At 35.9% G+C, this 14,780-nt stretch carries 16 protein-coding genes; 7 read left to right on the top strand and 9 right to left on the bottom strand.

Annotated features, from left to right (window positions below; translation table 11 throughout):
* Window positions 1–11: 11 nt before the first annotated feature.
* The 4 genes from tilS to ACFSAH_RS05055 all read left to right on the top strand — a co-directional run bounded on the left by tilS (window position 12) and on the right by ACFSAH_RS05055 (window position 2,601).
* On the top strand, window positions 12–1,358 hold the full coding sequence (gene tilS / locus ACFSAH_RS05070) for a tRNA lysidine(34) synthetase TilS (RefSeq protein ID WP_379661620.1): 1,347 nt from the start codon (window positions 12–14) through the stop codon (window positions 1,356–1,358).
* Entirely contained in the window at window positions 1,355–1,837 is a 483-nt protein-coding gene (locus ACFSAH_RS05065) for a hypothetical protein (RefSeq protein WP_379661619.1), read from the top strand. The genes tilS and ACFSAH_RS05065 overlap by 4 nt, the downstream gene beginning before the upstream one ends.
* A 131-nt stretch (window positions 1,838–1,968) precedes the next feature.
* Window positions 1,969–2,118, top strand: coding sequence for a hypothetical protein (locus ACFSAH_RS05060; RefSeq protein WP_379661618.1), 150 nt, complete (start codon window positions 1,969–1,971; stop codon window positions 2,116–2,118).
* 129 nt (window positions 2,119–2,247) lie between these two features.
* Entirely contained in the window at window positions 2,248–2,601 is a 354-nt protein-coding gene (locus tag ACFSAH_RS05055) for a DUF6169 family protein (protein WP_379661617.1), read from the top strand.
* 73 nt (window positions 2,602–2,674) lie between these two features.
* Here ACFSAH_RS05055 and ACFSAH_RS05050 read toward each other — a convergent pair whose 3' ends face one another.
* Window positions 2,675–3,640 carry an isopenicillin N synthase family dioxygenase gene (locus ACFSAH_RS05050; protein ID WP_379661616.1) on the bottom strand — a complete coding sequence of 322 codons (966 nt, stop codon included), beginning with the start codon at window positions 3,638–3,640 and terminating at the stop codon, window positions 2,675–2,677.
* Between the two features lie 285 nt (window positions 3,641–3,925).
* On the opposite strand from ACFSAH_RS05050, the gene ACFSAH_RS05045 reads away from it, so the two are divergent.
* Window positions 3,926–5,047, top strand: a complete 1,122-nt coding sequence (locus tag ACFSAH_RS05045; RefSeq protein ID WP_379661615.1) for a lipid II:glycine glycyltransferase FemX — start codon at window positions 3,926–3,928, stop codon at window positions 5,045–5,047.
* 470 nt (window positions 5,048–5,517) lie between these two features.
* Here the strand turns inward: ACFSAH_RS05045 and ACFSAH_RS05040 are convergent, their stop codons facing one another.
* Both ACFSAH_RS05040 and ACFSAH_RS05035 read right to left on the bottom strand, forming a co-directional pair.
* Entirely contained in the window at window positions 5,518–6,579 is a 1,062-nt protein-coding gene (locus tag ACFSAH_RS05040) for an aldose epimerase family protein (protein ID WP_379661614.1), read from the bottom strand.
* A gap of 76 nt (window positions 6,580–6,655) precedes the next feature.
* Complete coding sequence (locus ACFSAH_RS05035) at window positions 6,656–7,825, bottom strand: aldose epimerase family protein (RefSeq protein ID WP_379661613.1); 1,170 nt, start codon at window positions 7,823–7,825, stop codon at window positions 6,656–6,658.
* A gap of 195 nt (window positions 7,826–8,020) precedes the next feature.
* Here ACFSAH_RS05035 and ACFSAH_RS05030 point away from each other — a divergent pair, with 195 nt between their 5' ends.
* On the top strand, window positions 8,021–8,731 hold the full coding sequence (locus ACFSAH_RS05030) for an NUDIX hydrolase (protein WP_379661612.1): 711 nt from the start codon (window positions 8,021–8,023) through the stop codon (window positions 8,729–8,731).
* 14 nt (window positions 8,732–8,745) lie between these two features.
* Here the strand turns inward: ACFSAH_RS05030 and cobA are convergent, their stop codons facing one another.
* Entirely contained in the window at window positions 8,746–9,468 is a 723-nt protein-coding gene (cobA, locus tag ACFSAH_RS05025; RefSeq protein WP_379661611.1) for a uroporphyrinogen-III C-methyltransferase, read from the bottom strand.
* 88 nt (window positions 9,469–9,556) lie between these two features.
* Between cobA and ACFSAH_RS05020 the strand changes: the two genes are divergently transcribed.
* On the top strand, window positions 9,557–9,835 hold the full coding sequence (locus tag ACFSAH_RS05020; protein ID WP_379661610.1) for an Rdx family protein: 279 nt from the start codon (window positions 9,557–9,559) through the stop codon (window positions 9,833–9,835).
* Window positions 9,836–9,854: 19 nt separating this feature from the next.
* Here the strand turns inward: ACFSAH_RS05020 and ACFSAH_RS05015 are convergent, their stop codons facing one another.
* Genes ACFSAH_RS05015 through ACFSAH_RS19845 form a run of 5 tightly spaced genes read right to left on the bottom strand, consistent with a single transcriptional unit; the run spans window position 9,855 to window position 14,665 of the window.
* Window positions 9,855–10,361, bottom strand: coding sequence for a hypothetical protein (locus ACFSAH_RS05015; protein WP_379661609.1), 507 nt, complete (start codon window positions 10,359–10,361; stop codon window positions 9,855–9,857).
* 32 nt (window positions 10,362–10,393) lie between these two features.
* Window positions 10,394–12,340: an OmpA family protein gene (locus tag ACFSAH_RS05010; protein WP_379661608.1), complete on the bottom strand. Its 1,947-nt coding sequence runs from the start codon at window positions 12,338–12,340 to the stop codon at window positions 10,394–10,396.
* Between the two features lie 26 nt (window positions 12,341–12,366).
* Window positions 12,367–13,380, bottom strand: coding sequence for a PorP/SprF family type IX secretion system membrane protein (locus ACFSAH_RS05005; RefSeq protein WP_379661607.1), 1,014 nt, complete (start codon window positions 13,378–13,380; stop codon window positions 12,367–12,369).
* A 44-nt stretch (window positions 13,381–13,424) separates the two neighbouring features.
* The gene (locus ACFSAH_RS05000; RefSeq protein WP_379661606.1) at window positions 13,425–14,408 is read right to left on the bottom strand and encodes a DUF7507 domain-containing protein; all 984 of its coding nucleotides are present in this window, start codon (window positions 14,406–14,408) and stop codon (window positions 13,425–13,427) included.
* Window positions 14,409–14,455: 47 nt separating this feature from the next.
* The gene (locus ACFSAH_RS19845; protein ID WP_465269665.1) at window positions 14,456–14,665 is read right to left on the bottom strand and encodes a DUF7507 domain-containing protein; all 210 of its coding nucleotides are present in this window, start codon (window positions 14,663–14,665) and stop codon (window positions 14,456–14,458) included.
* Window positions 14,666–14,780 lie beyond the last annotated feature (115 nt).

Genomic DNA, 14,780 nt, shown 5'->3' with positions numbered 1-14,780 from the left:
AATTTTGACTGATGTTATCACAATTGCAAACTTTCAAAAATTATATTGATAAATACGAGTTATTTAACAAAGATGCGACTATTTTGCTTGCCGTTAGTGGCGGAAAAGATTCTGTAGTGATGGCACACTTGTTTAAACTGGCTGGATTTAATTTTGCTATTGCCCATTGCAACTTCCACCTCAGGGCAGCTGAGTCTAACAGAGATGAACAATTTGTAAAAAACCTTGCCTTATTGCTCAATGTACCTATCCATATTATCCATTTTGATACCGAAGCTTATGCTAACGAGCATAAAATAAGTATTCAGATGGCGGCAAGAGATCTTCGTTATGATTTTTTCGATGACTTATGTCAGGAATTTCGGTACGAAAAAGTAGCTGTTGCCCAACATCAGAACGATGCTATGGAAACTGTTATTCTGAATCTTATCAGAGGTACCGGTATAGCAGGCTTACATGGCATTAAAAATAGCAGGGAAAATATCATCAGGCCTTTAATGTGTTTTACCCGAGAAAACATTGAAGATATTATAACATCTCAATCTTACAACTTTGTGGAAGACAGCTCTAATGCCTCTGCAAAATATGCAAGAAACAAAATCCGCTTGAATATTATTCCCGAAATGCGGGAGATAAACCCGTCATTGGAAGAAACGTTTCAGAAAAACATAGAATATTTCTCTGCGTTGGAACAATTTATCAACCAGGAAATAGAAGACTACAGACATTATCTGATAGAATCTTCTGTCAGTGGATTTAAAATAGAAATTGCAAAAATCAGAAAGCTAAGATCTAAATCGTTTGTATTATCGGAATTGCTATTTTCTTATGGTTTTAACAAAGCAACGGTATCTGATTTAATTAATGCGTTGGAAGGGATACCTGGAAAAATATTCCGTTCAGAAAAATTTGAGATACAGATAGACCGAGATTATATTTTTCTTTATCCTATCACCCCACAGGATCACCACAAGCAATTGGAGTTTGGCCAAACAGAAGACCTGATTTTATTTGATCATCATACTCTGAGGGTCATCCAACAACATGTGGATGAAATAGATTTTAGTAATCAGCACAAATGCTATGTTCCTACTCATAAATTAATATTCCCTCTAAAAATAAGATATTGGAAAGAAGGCGATAAGTTTACCCCTTTCGGGATGAAAGGCATGAAGAAAATCAGCGATTTCTTTATTCAGGAAAAAGTTCCTTTGTCTTTAAAAGGGAGTATCCCTATTCTGATTAACGGAGATGATAAAATTATCTGGATTGCGGGATACCGTTCAGATAACCGCTTTAAAATTGAAAATGATACTAAAAAAATAACTACCTTCGAAATCAAAAGCGAAAGAGCATGACAGAGGAATATACTTTTCACGAAAAACAATATCTGGGTAGAGATTATATCTTTATAAGCATACGTTTAGTAATGGCCTTTTTCTGTTTTATTGCTTACTACTGGACCGAAAACAAGGACATGAACGGCGAACTTTTACTATTGGTTGGCTGTGCTATTTTACTTGCCAGTGTAATTATGCTATTTATATTACATTTCAGAACAGTTGTAAAAAACAAAGCTGTGCTACTGGATGGTTTATGGACTACCAGACTGGTTAAAATAGACCTAAATAGTGTAGTGAAAGTAGAAAAAACCGAATACAGTTCTTTTTTCATCAATAACCCTGTTTATAATCTCCACAAAAAAGGTACTATTAGATTTTACGCAGGTGGAAAAGACGCTGTAAAACTTACCGACAGGGGTGGATTGGTATATGTTATTGGCAGTCAAAAGGCCGGAGAACTATACTCCGCAATCATGAATGAGATGAAATCTTGATTCAATATTGACAAGCTGCTATATTTTAAAAAGCACAAACTCATTTCTTTATTATTATCAATATCTTCCAGTATATTCACCTTAACCGACGGTTTCCTCTCAATAAAAAATAATTAGTATCTTTGAATGCTATGCAAAAGCAAGATATAAAAAAAGAAACAATTATAAAATCAGTATCTAAAATGGCTGCTGACAAGGAAATTGTGCGCTCATACATCAAGGGAAAAACCTCTATCCAAACATTAACTGAGAAAGGTATTAAATTTGCAAAACCATTATAACTTCGTCTTCGATGATATAACCAACACCTATAATTCGTAACTAAAAACAACATTTTATATAGAGTTGCTTTTATTGTTGACGAAACATTTTCAACCATTTCCGGTGAAAAAATCCCCAATATCTTCCAATTGATTATTGAAAAAGCAAGTAATAATCTTGAGCCTTATGACGCCAAAGTCTCAAAAACAATTGAATATATTATTGAACAATTCTTTCATAAAATTGAAAATTCTCTAATTTATGTTTGTTCTGATGATCACAATAAAGCACTAACAAGGTATAAAGTTTTTGACAGATGGTACAAAAATTCAAAATATAGAGAGGTAATTGTAAAGATAGATAACACTATAACTATCCACATTAACAAATTAGAAGTACAAAAAATCCACACCTCGTTTTTATTCCATAAACAAAATTCAAATTACAAAAGGTTAATTGAGATTTACGAACAGATAGAAAAGGCTCTTAACGAAGAAAAGTAATTTATTTATCTTTCCTGAATACATCTTTCGCTACAATCACCCAATACTACACATTGATATCTTGATATTAAGTCTACATTTTTAAACCTATTTCTCTTAATCGTTCGTCTAAATACTCTCCTGCAGTAATACTTTCATAAAGTTTAGGGTGTTGCTCATCCACACATGAATTTAAACATGTTAAGTCCATATTTGCTTTTGGATGCAGAAAAAATGGCACTGAGTATCTGGAAGTTTTCATCAATTCTCTTGGTGGATTTACAACCCGGTGTGTGGTAGATTTCAACTTGTTATTAGTTAGCCTTTGCAACATATCTCCTACATTTACCACAATATCTTCCCCCTGCGCCTTAATAGGAAACCAATTCCCTTCTCTTGTTAAAACTTCCAATCCATCGGCACTCGCTCCAATCAATAACGTAATCAGATTGATATCTTCATGTGCACCCGCCCTAACTGCATCTGCAGGTAAACTGTCGGGGTTTAAAATAGGGAAATAATGTATGGCCCTTAAAATGGAGTTTCCATTGTGTACTTTATCTTCAAAATAATTTTCTGGTAAGTTCAAATAAACAGCAATAGCATTTAGAATATGTTTTCCCGCTTTTTCCAGTTTTTTATAAGTCTCTTTGGTTATATCATTGAAATCGGAGATCTCTTCCACCATCAAATTATCCGGATAATTAGCTTTGTCTATATTATCTTCACCTTCTAAATACTGACCAGTCTGCCAAAACTCCTTCAAGTCCGGTGTTTTAGCATCTTTTGCTTTCTCTCTTCCTTTAGTCGTGTAACCACGCTGCCCCGCCAACTCTACTTTCTGGTATTTCAGTTTAGTTTCCTCCGGTAAATCAAAAAATGCCTTAACCTGTTTGTACAGTTGTTCTATTAACTGCGCACTTAAACCATGATTGGTAATGGTTACAAAACCGGTTTCATTAAAAGCTTTCCCTATATCATTAGAAAACTGTGTCTTCTCTTCAGGAGTGCCTTGTATGTATTTTGAAAGGTCTAAACGAGGAATATTTACTGTGCTCATAAACTATTTGCTATCGGTAAAACTTTGGTTCAAATTATTGATAATATTATTAATGAGCAAAATTATCTGCTAACCAAAATTAAACAGTAAAATACAACGATGTGTAAACTGAAGATTAACAATAAAATTTGATAAGGATTTTATAAACAGCGCCCCATTGTATTCATCATAATTCCGTCATATATCTGTGGTTTTCTGACAAAAGGTAAAATTTCATTTACTTCCTGACGCCCCTACTGGACAAATAGTTTTTTAATGGCTTTATTTGCCCCAAATTTTAGAGTGATGAGTTTAGTATTAACACAAAAGGATCTGAAAGAGGTTTACAGTACTTCTGTCATTCAGCAAACAGCTTTTTGGTCTGAAGTAAAAAAGCAACAAGGCTTTACGTCCAAAGCTTTTGAGTTTAAAACCGAAAACAGCTTTATTTTTGATGAAACTAAAAGATACACTTATACCAATGGTGATTTTTTAATACTGATACAACCCATCAATAAAACAGATTATATTGCTTATTTACCTTATGGTCCTGAAATTGAACCATACGAAGAAAATCAAGGGAAGTTTTTAGAAGAGCTCTCTGAAATTTTACGCTCTCATTTACCTAAAGGCTGTATACTTATCCGTTACGATCTTGCCTGGAGATCGCATTGGGCAAAAGAAGAGGATCATTTTGACGAACATGGACAATGGATAGGTCCACCCGAAAAAAAGTACCAGGAATTCAGGTTAAACTTTGACACTAACAACTGGAACCTGAGAAAGGCAAATTCTGATATTTTACCTTCAAACACGATATTTCTTGACTTGAAATCTGACAATACAAATTTGTTAGGTTCTATGAAACCCAAAACCAGATACAACATTAACCTTTCTTTTAGAAAAGGAGTAACTATCCAAAGGGCTGGTTTGGACAAACTGGATATCTGGTACGCACTTTACCAGGATACAGCGGTAAGAAACAAAATAACTATTAACGGTATAGAATATTTCAGAAGCGTACTGAATGCTCGAGCTGAAGACACCAGCTCACCCGCTGATGTAGAATTGTTGATTGCAGAATACGATGGTCTGCCCCTTGCCGCGATGTTTCTGGTAATTTCCGGAAATAGAGGCACTTATCTTTACGGCGCATCTTCTTCTGCTAACCGTAATTTAATGGCTACTTACGCTTTACAATGGGAAGCTATTAATTTAGCCAGAAGTAAAGGATGTACAGAATATGATTTTTTCGGCGTTGCGCCTAAAGCAGATATTTCGCATCCATTATACGGCTTATACAAGTTTAAAACTGGTTTTGGAGGAAAAATACACCATAATTTAGGATGTTGGGATTATCCTTTAGACCCGGAAAAATATAACCGTTTGCTGGCTACTGAAATGCATAGCCAGGGTTATCATTTATAAAAAGTATGGTATTAGAAAAGATGAAGTAAATATCCCAAAAGTTGGAGTTGTCACATTGAGGCTGAATATATTGTAATATAAATCAATATAAAATGACTTTTGAATTGTATTTCGGTAATCAAGCTAAAGCAGGTTCAACCGTTCTGCTTAAATTCCGCATCAGCACAATTCGGTTGGCAGAGGTTAAGCCTAAGTAGAATCTTTCAAAGAATTGGGCATAGCGGAGAGTTTTTGGTTCCTTTTTGAGGGAACATGCGAAGCATTCATGAATACTTTTTAAAAAACAAATAAAAACCATGAATAAAAGGAACTTGACCTGGCCGGTCAAGAGGCCGGAGAGGTAAGAACCAAAATGCTTGATTGTGAGATTTTTGTAAATAACGTCAATGGTAGCAAGATCGAAATGTTCGCCTAAGTAACACTCATGATCTCAATCAGTAAATTTCGGACACGCTCTTCATCTTTTCAAATCATCTCAATACCACCTTATAGATAGTTTTCGAATAGAATTTATCTCCTGCTTTTAATATCGTTGAAGGAAATTCCAATCTGTTAGGTGAATCCGGATGATGTTGGGTCTCAAAGCAGAAACCGCTTCTGTCTTTATAAGTTACTTTTCCTTTACCTACATCTCCACTTCCCAGATAATTACCTGTATAAAACTGCATGGCTGGTTCAGTAGTATAAACCTCTAATGCAATACCAGAAATATCTCCTTTTGCCGATGCTACAAAAATTAAATCGGCATTATTATCATCTTTAAAATGAAAAGAATGATCGTAACCTTTCCCTATGGTCAACTGTTCATCTTCTGCATTAATATCTCTGGATATAGCTTTCTCTTCTCTAAAATCAAATGGTGTTTTACTTACCTCTCTAAGCTCTCCGGTTGGGATACAATCGCCATCAACCACGGCAAATTTGTGAGCATTTATTTTTATAAGATGATCCGTAATATTATTTTTTTCGGCACCATTTAGATTAAAGTAAGCATGGTTGGTTAAATTTAGCGGTGTATCATATTTACTCTCCGCAAAATATTCGATAGTCAGATCGTTGTCCTCGCCTAACGTATATTTCACTTTTACAGTCAGTCCACCAGGAAATCCTTCTTCTCCCTCTTCGGTTAGCAAACTTAAAGTAACAGCGTTTTTAGTTTGCTCTTCCACATTCCAGAACCTATTATGAAAACCAATGTTTCCTCCATGTAAACAGTTTGTTCCGTTATTCTGGATTAAAGTATATTCTTTTCCATTAAGATTGAATTTCCCATTCGCTATTCTATTAGCGTAAGGTCCAACACTTACTCCATGATATTTTTCCTTAGCGTTGAAATAATCTTCCAGTTTATCAAACCCTAGTACAATATCTACCGGATCCTCTTCTGTATTTACAACAAAATGTGTAATTCTTGCACCATAATCGCTAATACCTATTTGCGTACGAGCTTTATTTTCCAGCACTATAAAGTGACAACTATCTTTATAATCTAGCGGAACAAAAAAGTTTCTGACACTATTAAGATCTCTCATTACAAACTTATTTTAACAACAAAAGCCAATATAAAAGTAATAAACGTTTTACATTGGCTTTTGATATTTCTGGTTTTTATTTTACCGAAAACTTATAAACGGTTGTGGTTTTATAGGTTTCACCTGGCTTTAACTCTGTTGACGGAAAGTCCGGATGGTTAGGTGAATCTGGAAAATGTTGCGTTTCTAAACAAAATGCAGAACGTAACGGATAAGCTTTTTTTCCTTTAGCATTGTGCTCTTTCCCTGTCAGGAAATTACCACTATAAAACTGCAGACCAGGCTCCTCGGTAATCACATCCATCTGGATTCCCGTTTTTGGTGCATAAACAGATGCAACGGTCTGCAATCCTTTTTCCTTTTTCAATACCCAGTTGTGGTCGTATCCTTTTCCGTATTTCAATTGTTGATTGTCCTGATCTATTCTTTCGCCAATCAAAGTTGGTTTATTAAAATCGAAAGGAGTACCTGCTACATCCATCAATTCTCCGGTAGGAATTAAAGTTTCATTTACCGGAGTAATTTTATCCGCCTGTATAGTCAGTTCATGATCAAGAATAGTTGAATCTCCTTCTCCATTAAGATTGAAATAAGCGTGATTTGTTAGATTTACAACCGTATTTTTATCGGTAGTTGCCTCGTAAACTATTTTCAGCGAATTATCATCTTCCAGAGAATACACTACTTTTGTTTTCAGGTTACCGGGATATCCCGCTTCACCATCTTGAGAAAGATAAGTTAATGTTATAGCATTTTCAGTCACCTGATCTACATCCCAAACTTTAGCATAAAAACCATTTACGCCACCATGTAAGCTATTATTTCCATCGTTAGCTTCTAACTGGTAAGTTTTTCCGTCTAAAACAAACATAGACTTCCCTATTCTGTTTCCGTAACGTCCAATTAATGCACCGAAAAAACCATCTCCGGTTTTAGCATATTCTTCCAATTTATCGTATCCCAAAGACACATCAGTAAATCCACCTTCTTTATTAGGTACCACTATACTAATTATCCGTCCGCCATAATTGGTTATGGATACCGACATGTTATTTTTATTTTTCAAGGTGTACAACCCCACTTTCTTACCTTCTATGGTAGATTCAAAGCTTGCTTCGTCAAGCTCTACAATCCCTGCATGGGTTTGAGTGGAGTCTGTTGTTTGTGATTTTTTCTGGTTATTGTTACAAGATGCAGCTGAAAGAATAATCACTGCAGTAAACAAATTCAAAAATAGTTTCTTCATGATGATATATTTGGTTTGGTATTAAGCAACTTTTTACAAACAAAATCTAAATGTAAAACAAATACACGACAATTAAACGTATTAAAAACACTTAATTTGAGGTTTTTCGTGATTTTTGATTTTAATTTGCACATAACTTTTTAAAAACAAAAAGCTACTTTTATTTTTAACGTATTATTTGGCACTTCACGTATAATGAGAAAATATTCTAAGCAAACCCGCATCTTAGTTGCCGTAGATTGTACTATTTTTGGTTTTGATGGTGAACATTTAAAGGTCCTGTTGATTAAAAGAGGTTTTGAACCAGAGAAAGATAAATGGAGTGTAATGGGTGGTTTTGTACAGCCTGAAGAAACTCCATCTGAAGCTGCTACAAGAGTTTTATTTGAGCTTACCGGCTTAGAAAACATTTACATGGAGCAAACTGAGGTTTTTGGAGATGTTGGACGCGACCCTATTGAACGTACTATCAGTATTGGTTACTATGCTTTTATTGATATTAATAAATATCAAACCCAGATTTCTGATTTATACCACGCGGAATGGATTGATATTAAGGAAATTCCTGATTTAATATTCGACCATACCAAAATGATAGAGATTGCTTTGGAAAAGCTACGCTATAAAGCGGCATTGCACCCTATATTATTTGAATTGTTACCAAGTAAATTCACCATTCCTCAGATACAGACTCTTTACGAAAAAGTATACGACTCTGAACTGGACAAGCGTAATTTCAGCAGAAAACTAATGTCTACAGGTTTACTTATTAAACTACAGGAAAAGGATAAACTCAACTCCAAAAAAGGAGCTTTCTTTTACAAACTGAACGAAGATGCTTACAAAAACAATTTTGAAAAGTTTTTAAACTTTATTCCCAATCCCCAGGCTTTGATACAAGATTAATTTTCCCTAAAAAATTAAAGGCCTAAGGCTACAACCTTTCCAATCACAATTAATGCGGGATGAGTAAGCTGGTTATCTTCTATAAGCTTCACCAAATCTTTGACTGCTCCTTTTACCGATTTTTTATGTGGTAAAGACGCATTTTGCACTACGGCTACAGCAGTATCTCCTCTGCCTTCTGCAATATACGTTTCTGCAATCTGAACCGCTTTTTTCATTCCCATATAAATAATAACCGTTGCTTTGCTCTGCATGGCCAGTTTAAGATCATCAGATAAAGCACCGTCTTTTTTAGTGCCGGTTACTACCCAAATACTTTCACTTACAGAACGATGGGTAAGAGGAATATCTTCAAATCCTAAAGCCTGCATAGAACTTATGCCAGGAATAAAATGTGTTTCTATTCCTTGTTCTCTTGCATACAGGATTTCTTCAAATCCACGTCCAAAAATAAATGGATCGCCACCTTTTAAACGAACAACATTTCCTTTTTCAAAGGCTTTTGTTTTGATCAAAGTCAGAATTTCTTCCTGAGGGGTATATTCCCCATAAGGTTTTTTTCCTACGTATATTTTCTCACAGCTTTCTGATGCAATATTCAAAAGCTCTTTACTTGCCAAATTATCATATAAAATAGCATCGGCTTTTTGTAAAGCCTTTTGTGCCTTTACGGTTATTAATTCGGGATCACCGGGGCCGGCTCCTATTACATATAAAACAGGATGAATTTTACTCATGTCTACAAATCTGAGTAATTTTCTGCTGATAAAATCTATTCTTTCAATATTTTTTCTAATCCTTCGAATTAAAAGTAATTTTGAGATAATGAAACCAGCTATACAAATAGAATATTGCCCTAAATGTGGATGGATGTTAAGAGCCGCTTATATGGCGCAAGAACTGTTAAACACTTTTACAGACGATATCCATAGTGTTATGTTGGTGCCAAGCCAAATAAATGGCAGATACACCATTAGTATTGATGACAACATTGTTTTTGACCGTAAAAGAGAAGGACGCTTTCCGGAAATAAAGGAGCTTAAACAATTGGTAAGAGATATTGTAAATCCGGAAAAATCACTGGGCCATTCTGATAAAAAGTAGTTTTACTGATTGAGTACAACTACTTTTCAGAGATTTTACGAAGAGCTCCTTTTATGCCAATTACTTTGCCATTCTGATCTTTTATAGGATAAGTTCTTTTTCTTTTCCATTTCTCGCGGTCTGTTTTTGGATCATAGATCTTCAAATCTATATCTACTGGTTTACCCGTTTCAATCACACTTAAATAATGTTCTTTAAACAAGCGGGCAGAAAAGGGCACATAAAAACCAATAAGTTCTTTTAGGTCTACCTGATTTTGTTCATTAACAATATAAAATACTTCCTCTGTCCATTCCGTTGCCCCTGTGGGTAAATAAATCTCCCAGCTTCCCACCCTTGCTTCCAATGCAATTTCCAATTCTTCATTTGGCATATCAGATTCAGACTCAAGAGAGCTATTTTGCTTTAGATAGGAGAATAGGAAATCTAATCTTTCCCCCCATCCTCCTAACAAACCTATTATTATGAATAGTATTAAGCCTCCTATTATAACCGCTATACTTAATGAATAACCTGTAGCAATCATGACTTATATAGTTAAAATAGGAGGTTTATTTTTTAAAATTCAAGTATAGTAAATTCTGTGCGTCTGTTCTCCTGATGCTCGGCAACAGAACAAGGCACTCCGTTTGCACAACGATTTAACAAACGGGTTTCGCCATAACCTTTAGCCACCAATCTTTCTCTGGCAATGCCCCTGCTCACTATATAATTAACCGCTGATTGTGCTCTTCTTTGAGACAAATCCTGATTGTAAGCATCGCTTCCTCTACTATCTGTATGTGATGCCAATTCAATTTTTAAAGTAGGGTTATCTCTTAAAGTGCGAACCAACTCATTCAGAATTTTAGCTGCATCAGCACGGATATTGTCTTTATCAAAATCATAATGGATATTTTCTAACCTAATGGTTTTTCCTTTTTCCAATAGCGGATCTAATCTTAACGTAATTTTCAGGGTATCAGAACCTGTAATCCCTTTGGTACTTATCATAACAGAATCTGCATAAAACTTTTCTTTTTGCCCCAATACAGTATAATCTGTATCTGGCGCAAGTTCAAAGTAAAAAGTTCCGTCATCTTTACTTGATTTCTTAGCTTTAAGCTCGTTGTTTCCTGAAATTAAACTAACAGCTGCCATAGCTAATTCTTCTGAAGTTTTCTTGTTGTATACTGTTCCCTGTAATGCTAAAATTATTTTTGATTTGATAATACTGAACGAATAAATATCATCATCTCCCGCTCCTCCTTTCCTGTTAGAGGATAAATACCCCATTCCATTATCTCCAATAAGTACATACGAAAAATCGTCATTTGCCGAGTTTACCGGATACCTCATATTCCTAACCGATGCCCATTTACCTTTTTCGCCTTTAGCTGTAAAAACATCCAATCCTCCCATTCCCGGCAACCCGTTTGTAGAGTAATAAAATGTTCCGTCTGTTGCTACCACAGGAAACATTTCGTCCCCCTCTGTATTAATTTGTGATCCTGCATTTTTAGGCTCTCCCCAGCTGCCGTCTGTTTGCTGCTCACAATACCAAATATCCGTTCCGCCTAAACCTCCCGGCATATCAGAAACAAAATATAATGTCTTTTCGTCCGGGCTTAACGCCGCATGACCTACTGAAAATTCTTTGACTTTATTATACTTAAATGGTTGCACATCCCAGCCATTTCCATTATGGATATAGATATAAAGTTCCAGATTACTGGTTTTATATTTCTTACCTTCTTCTTGTGTCTGTGCCCTTTTCTTTCCTGAATAGGTGCGGGTAATGTAATAAACAGTTCCTGCTTTATTCCCTGTAATAGGTCCCACGTGTAAGGGCTCTCTGTTAAATACCTGATTATGGTCAAACAAAGGAGTATTTAATGTATTATTAGCATTACGTTTTGCAGAATATATACGCAAGAAACTATTGCCGGTACGTCCATCTATAGAACGCAAAAGAGCTTCGTCTGGTTGCGCCGCATAATAAACGCCATCTTTATGTGCAAAAACACCAAATTCGGCCCGGGACGTATTTATTTCTGTCTCATTTTTTATCTGATGCCTGGTAGGATTAGCCATCCAAACAATGGCAGAATCACACCCCGCAATTTCATTGGCAACACTCTTTGTATTTCCGGTCTTAGATGCGTACTCTTTCAATATGGCTTTAGCTTCGGCATAACGTCCATTATTTTTTAATACTGAACCATAATCCAGAAGATTCTCGGTTGCACTTTTCGGATCCTGAACCACTCTGGAGTACCATGTTTCTGCAGCTTCATAATCATTCATTTTATGATAACAATCTGCCAGTCTTTCCAGGTCAGTCAATTTTGGTTTATTTTTATCTGCCAACTTTTGATAGATTATAGCTGCAGAAGCATAATTATATTCTTTATAAAGCTTGTTAGCTTTTTCTCGCAGTCCTAATTGTTCCTGGGCAAAAAGTGTGGTACCAGCGGTTAGTATAGATGCGATCAGAAAAGTTATTGATATATTTTTCACTTTCATTTTTTCAATTTTTAACATACCCTGGATTAGAAATAACGTGGATTTATGATTCTGTTGGCACCTTTAGAAAAAGTATAACCAATCGTAATTTCATGTGACCCATTTTGATGGCCTCTTAACCCGTTAAGCATATAGTCGTATGAATAACCTACCCTTAATTTCTCTGTCACATAAAACTGCGCTATAGCAGCCATAGCAGTTGCTTGTGACAAGTCCTGATTTTTATCATAATCTTTTTTCCATAAATCTAAACTGGTTCTGTAAGATCCTCCTAACCAAAATTTATCATTAAAAATAAACATGGCATTAACATCTGTAGTTGTTGGTCCTTTAAACTCTTCTTTCAGTAACAACCCCGGACGCAACCTGATCTGATCCGAAAGGTTACATAAGAAACCGGTAATCAGGTAAAGATGTCTTTTACGTTTAATATTTGTTGCTGTTCCGTCTTCCCATCTGAAAAGGCTATTGGATTTATCTCCTGATAAAAGGTCCATCATAGAAGCCCCGATATACCATGTTGGATTATAATAGTAAACACCAAGTCTTACATCGGGAATAAAGTTTCCTATTTTCCCTAATGGCAGTGCATTATCTAAATCATCAATAGGTGTTAATAATGTTCCGTCAAGTCCATACTGTGTAACCCCTGCTCCAATCCCAAAACTTAAACGCTGTGTATCTTCACTGTTTAATCTTAAACGATACGCAAGATTTGCATAAGCCGATGTTGCCGTCTGAGAGGCCAATTTATCTGCACTTACCTGTACTCCCACTCCCAAATTTTTACGATACGGATCAACTACTCCGTCTACAGAAAGTTGACCTGTTTTGGGCGCTCCATCTATACCTACCCACTGATTGCGAAGTGCCGTTTGAGCAAACCACTCTTCTTTATATCCTGCATAAGCGGGGTTTACACTTAGCGAATTAAACATATACTGTGTAAACTGTATATTCTGCTGCGCTTTGGCTGGCGACAACATCGTCATCACCAATCCAAGTGCAAGTAGTATCTTTTTTATATTATGCTTGTCCATATTCTGATTTATTAGAATAACCGATAATCTGCTTCTGTACATTTCTATCTCTTTATCAATACCCAACCTTTTTTAACAACGTCATCTTTCCCTACCTTTCTCAATTTGAGAATATAGTAGTAGGTTCCTTCATTAAGGCCTCCGCCATCCCAGGTATTTTTATAGTCAACGTCCTTAAATACTTCATTTCCCCAACGGTTAAATACAATCAGTTCGGCACTGTCATAATCTCCTAAACCTACAACTACGAAGGTGTCGTTTTTACCATCTCCATTTGGAGTAAAGACATTGGGAATACGGAAACCGGTAACAGTTATGGTTACTGTAGCTATATTGGTATAATTACCATTCTGGTCTTTAACACGATAGGTGAATGTATCTGTACCTGTAAAGCCACTATTTGGTTTATAGGTTACCGTTCCATCGCTATTAACTACTACGGTTCCGCCTGCAGGCAAAGTAACAATCTCAACACTTGTTAAATCAAATGGAGAACCATCAGGTTGGTCGTTAGCTACTATATTAATTTTAACTTCTTTATTAAAATCTGTGGTGGCAGAATCGTCATTGGCTACAGGAACATTCGGAGATACAACTATTTCTGTTGGATCATCATTGGTAGTAGCTGTTCCTGATGTATCTTCCACATTATTATTGGATGGGTTTTTAGCGATCACCTTAGCTGTGTTCACCACTTTTCCCGCAACTAAATCCGCTTGTTTTATAGTATAAGTCGCTGTATAAGTCCATTCGCCGCCCGGAACTAAATCTGTACCAGTACCCACTGTACGAACAACTGAACTTAACCCCGCCATATTGTCGGTCAGGTCAATAGTTTTTAACGTTACAGTCCCCTCATTTTTTAGTTTAAATGTATAAGTTATGACATCACCTACTTTAAAACCTCCTGCTGGCGCAGCACTTGCCGTTTTCACCAACGTAATTTTACTGGTTTGTACAACAGGGGTTTCTGTTGGATCATCATTGGTTGTTGCTGTTCCTGATTTATCTTCTACATCATTATTCAACGGATCTTTTGCTATTACCTTTGCCGTGTTTACTGCCTTGCCTGCGTCTACATCTGTCTGCTGAATGGTATAGGTTGCGGTATAGGTCCATTCTTCATTGGGGNGGCTGCGACAAACACAGGAGTGATTCCCACAATATCATCTGTTAAAGAAACATTACTTAACGTGACGGTACCTTCATTTTTAACCTTAAAAGTATAGGTTATAACATCGCCCAGTTTAAAACCTCCTGTTGGCGCAACACTTGCCGTTTTCACCAACGTAATTTTACTGGTTTGTACAACAGGAGTTTCTGTTGGATCATCATTGGTTGTCGCCGTTCCTGATTTATCTTCTACATCATTATTTAACGGATCTTTTGCTATTACCTTT

This window comes from Pseudopedobacter beijingensis (genome assembly GCF_042678145.1).
Lineage (GTDB): Bacteria > Bacteroidota > Bacteroidia > Sphingobacteriales > Sphingobacteriaceae > Pseudopedobacter > Pseudopedobacter beijingensis.
The sequence above is the reverse complement of the archived record's forward strand: the minus strand, read 5'-3'. Positions and strand labels throughout refer to the sequence as shown.

What these genes read in the sequence shown, in the direction of transcription:
- tilS (WP_379661620.1), top strand. Translation starts at nt 12, where the DNA reads ATGTTATCACAATTGCAAACTTTCAAAAATTATATTGATAAATACGAG.
- ACFSAH_RS05065 (WP_379661619.1), top strand. Translation starts at nt 1,355, where the DNA reads ATGACAGAGGAATATACTTTTCACGAAAAACAATATCTGGGTAGAGAT.
- ACFSAH_RS05060 (WP_379661618.1), top strand. Translation starts at nt 1,969, where the DNA reads ATGCAAAAGCAAGATATAAAAAAAGAAACAATTATAAAATCAGTATCT.
- ACFSAH_RS05050 (WP_379661616.1), bottom strand. Translation starts at nt 3,640, where the DNA reads ATGAGCACAGTAAATATTCCTCGTTTAGACCTTTCAAAATACATACAA.
- ACFSAH_RS05045 (WP_379661615.1), top strand. Translation starts at nt 3,926, where the DNA reads ATGAGTTTAGTATTAACACAAAAGGATCTGAAAGAGGTTTACAGTACT.
- ACFSAH_RS05040 (WP_379661614.1), bottom strand. Translation starts at nt 6,579, where the DNA reads ATGAGAGATCTTAATAGTGTCAGAAACTTTTTTGTTCCGCTAGATTAT.
- ACFSAH_RS05035 (WP_379661613.1), bottom strand. Translation starts at nt 7,825, where the DNA reads ATGAAGAAACTATTTTTGAATTTGTTTACTGCAGTGATTATTCTTTCA.
- ACFSAH_RS05030 (WP_379661612.1), top strand. Translation starts at nt 8,021, where the DNA reads ATGAGAAAATATTCTAAGCAAACCCGCATCTTAGTTGCCGTAGATTGT.
- cobA (WP_379661611.1), bottom strand. Translation starts at nt 9,468, where the DNA reads ATGAGTAAAATTCATCCTGTTTTATATGTAATAGGAGCCGGCCCCGGT.
- ACFSAH_RS05020 (WP_379661610.1), top strand. Translation starts at nt 9,557, where the DNA reads ATGAAACCAGCTATACAAATAGAATATTGCCCTAAATGTGGATGGATG.
- ACFSAH_RS05015 (WP_379661609.1), bottom strand. Translation starts at nt 10,361, where the DNA reads ATGATTGCTACAGGTTATTCATTAAGTATAGCGGTTATAATAGGAGGC.
- ACFSAH_RS05010 (WP_379661608.1), bottom strand. Translation starts at nt 12,340, where the DNA reads ATGAAAGTGAAAAATATATCAATAACTTTTCTGATCGCATCTATACTA.
- ACFSAH_RS05005 (WP_379661607.1), bottom strand. Translation starts at nt 13,380, where the DNA reads ATGGACAAGCATAATATAAAAAAGATACTACTTGCACTTGGATTGGTG.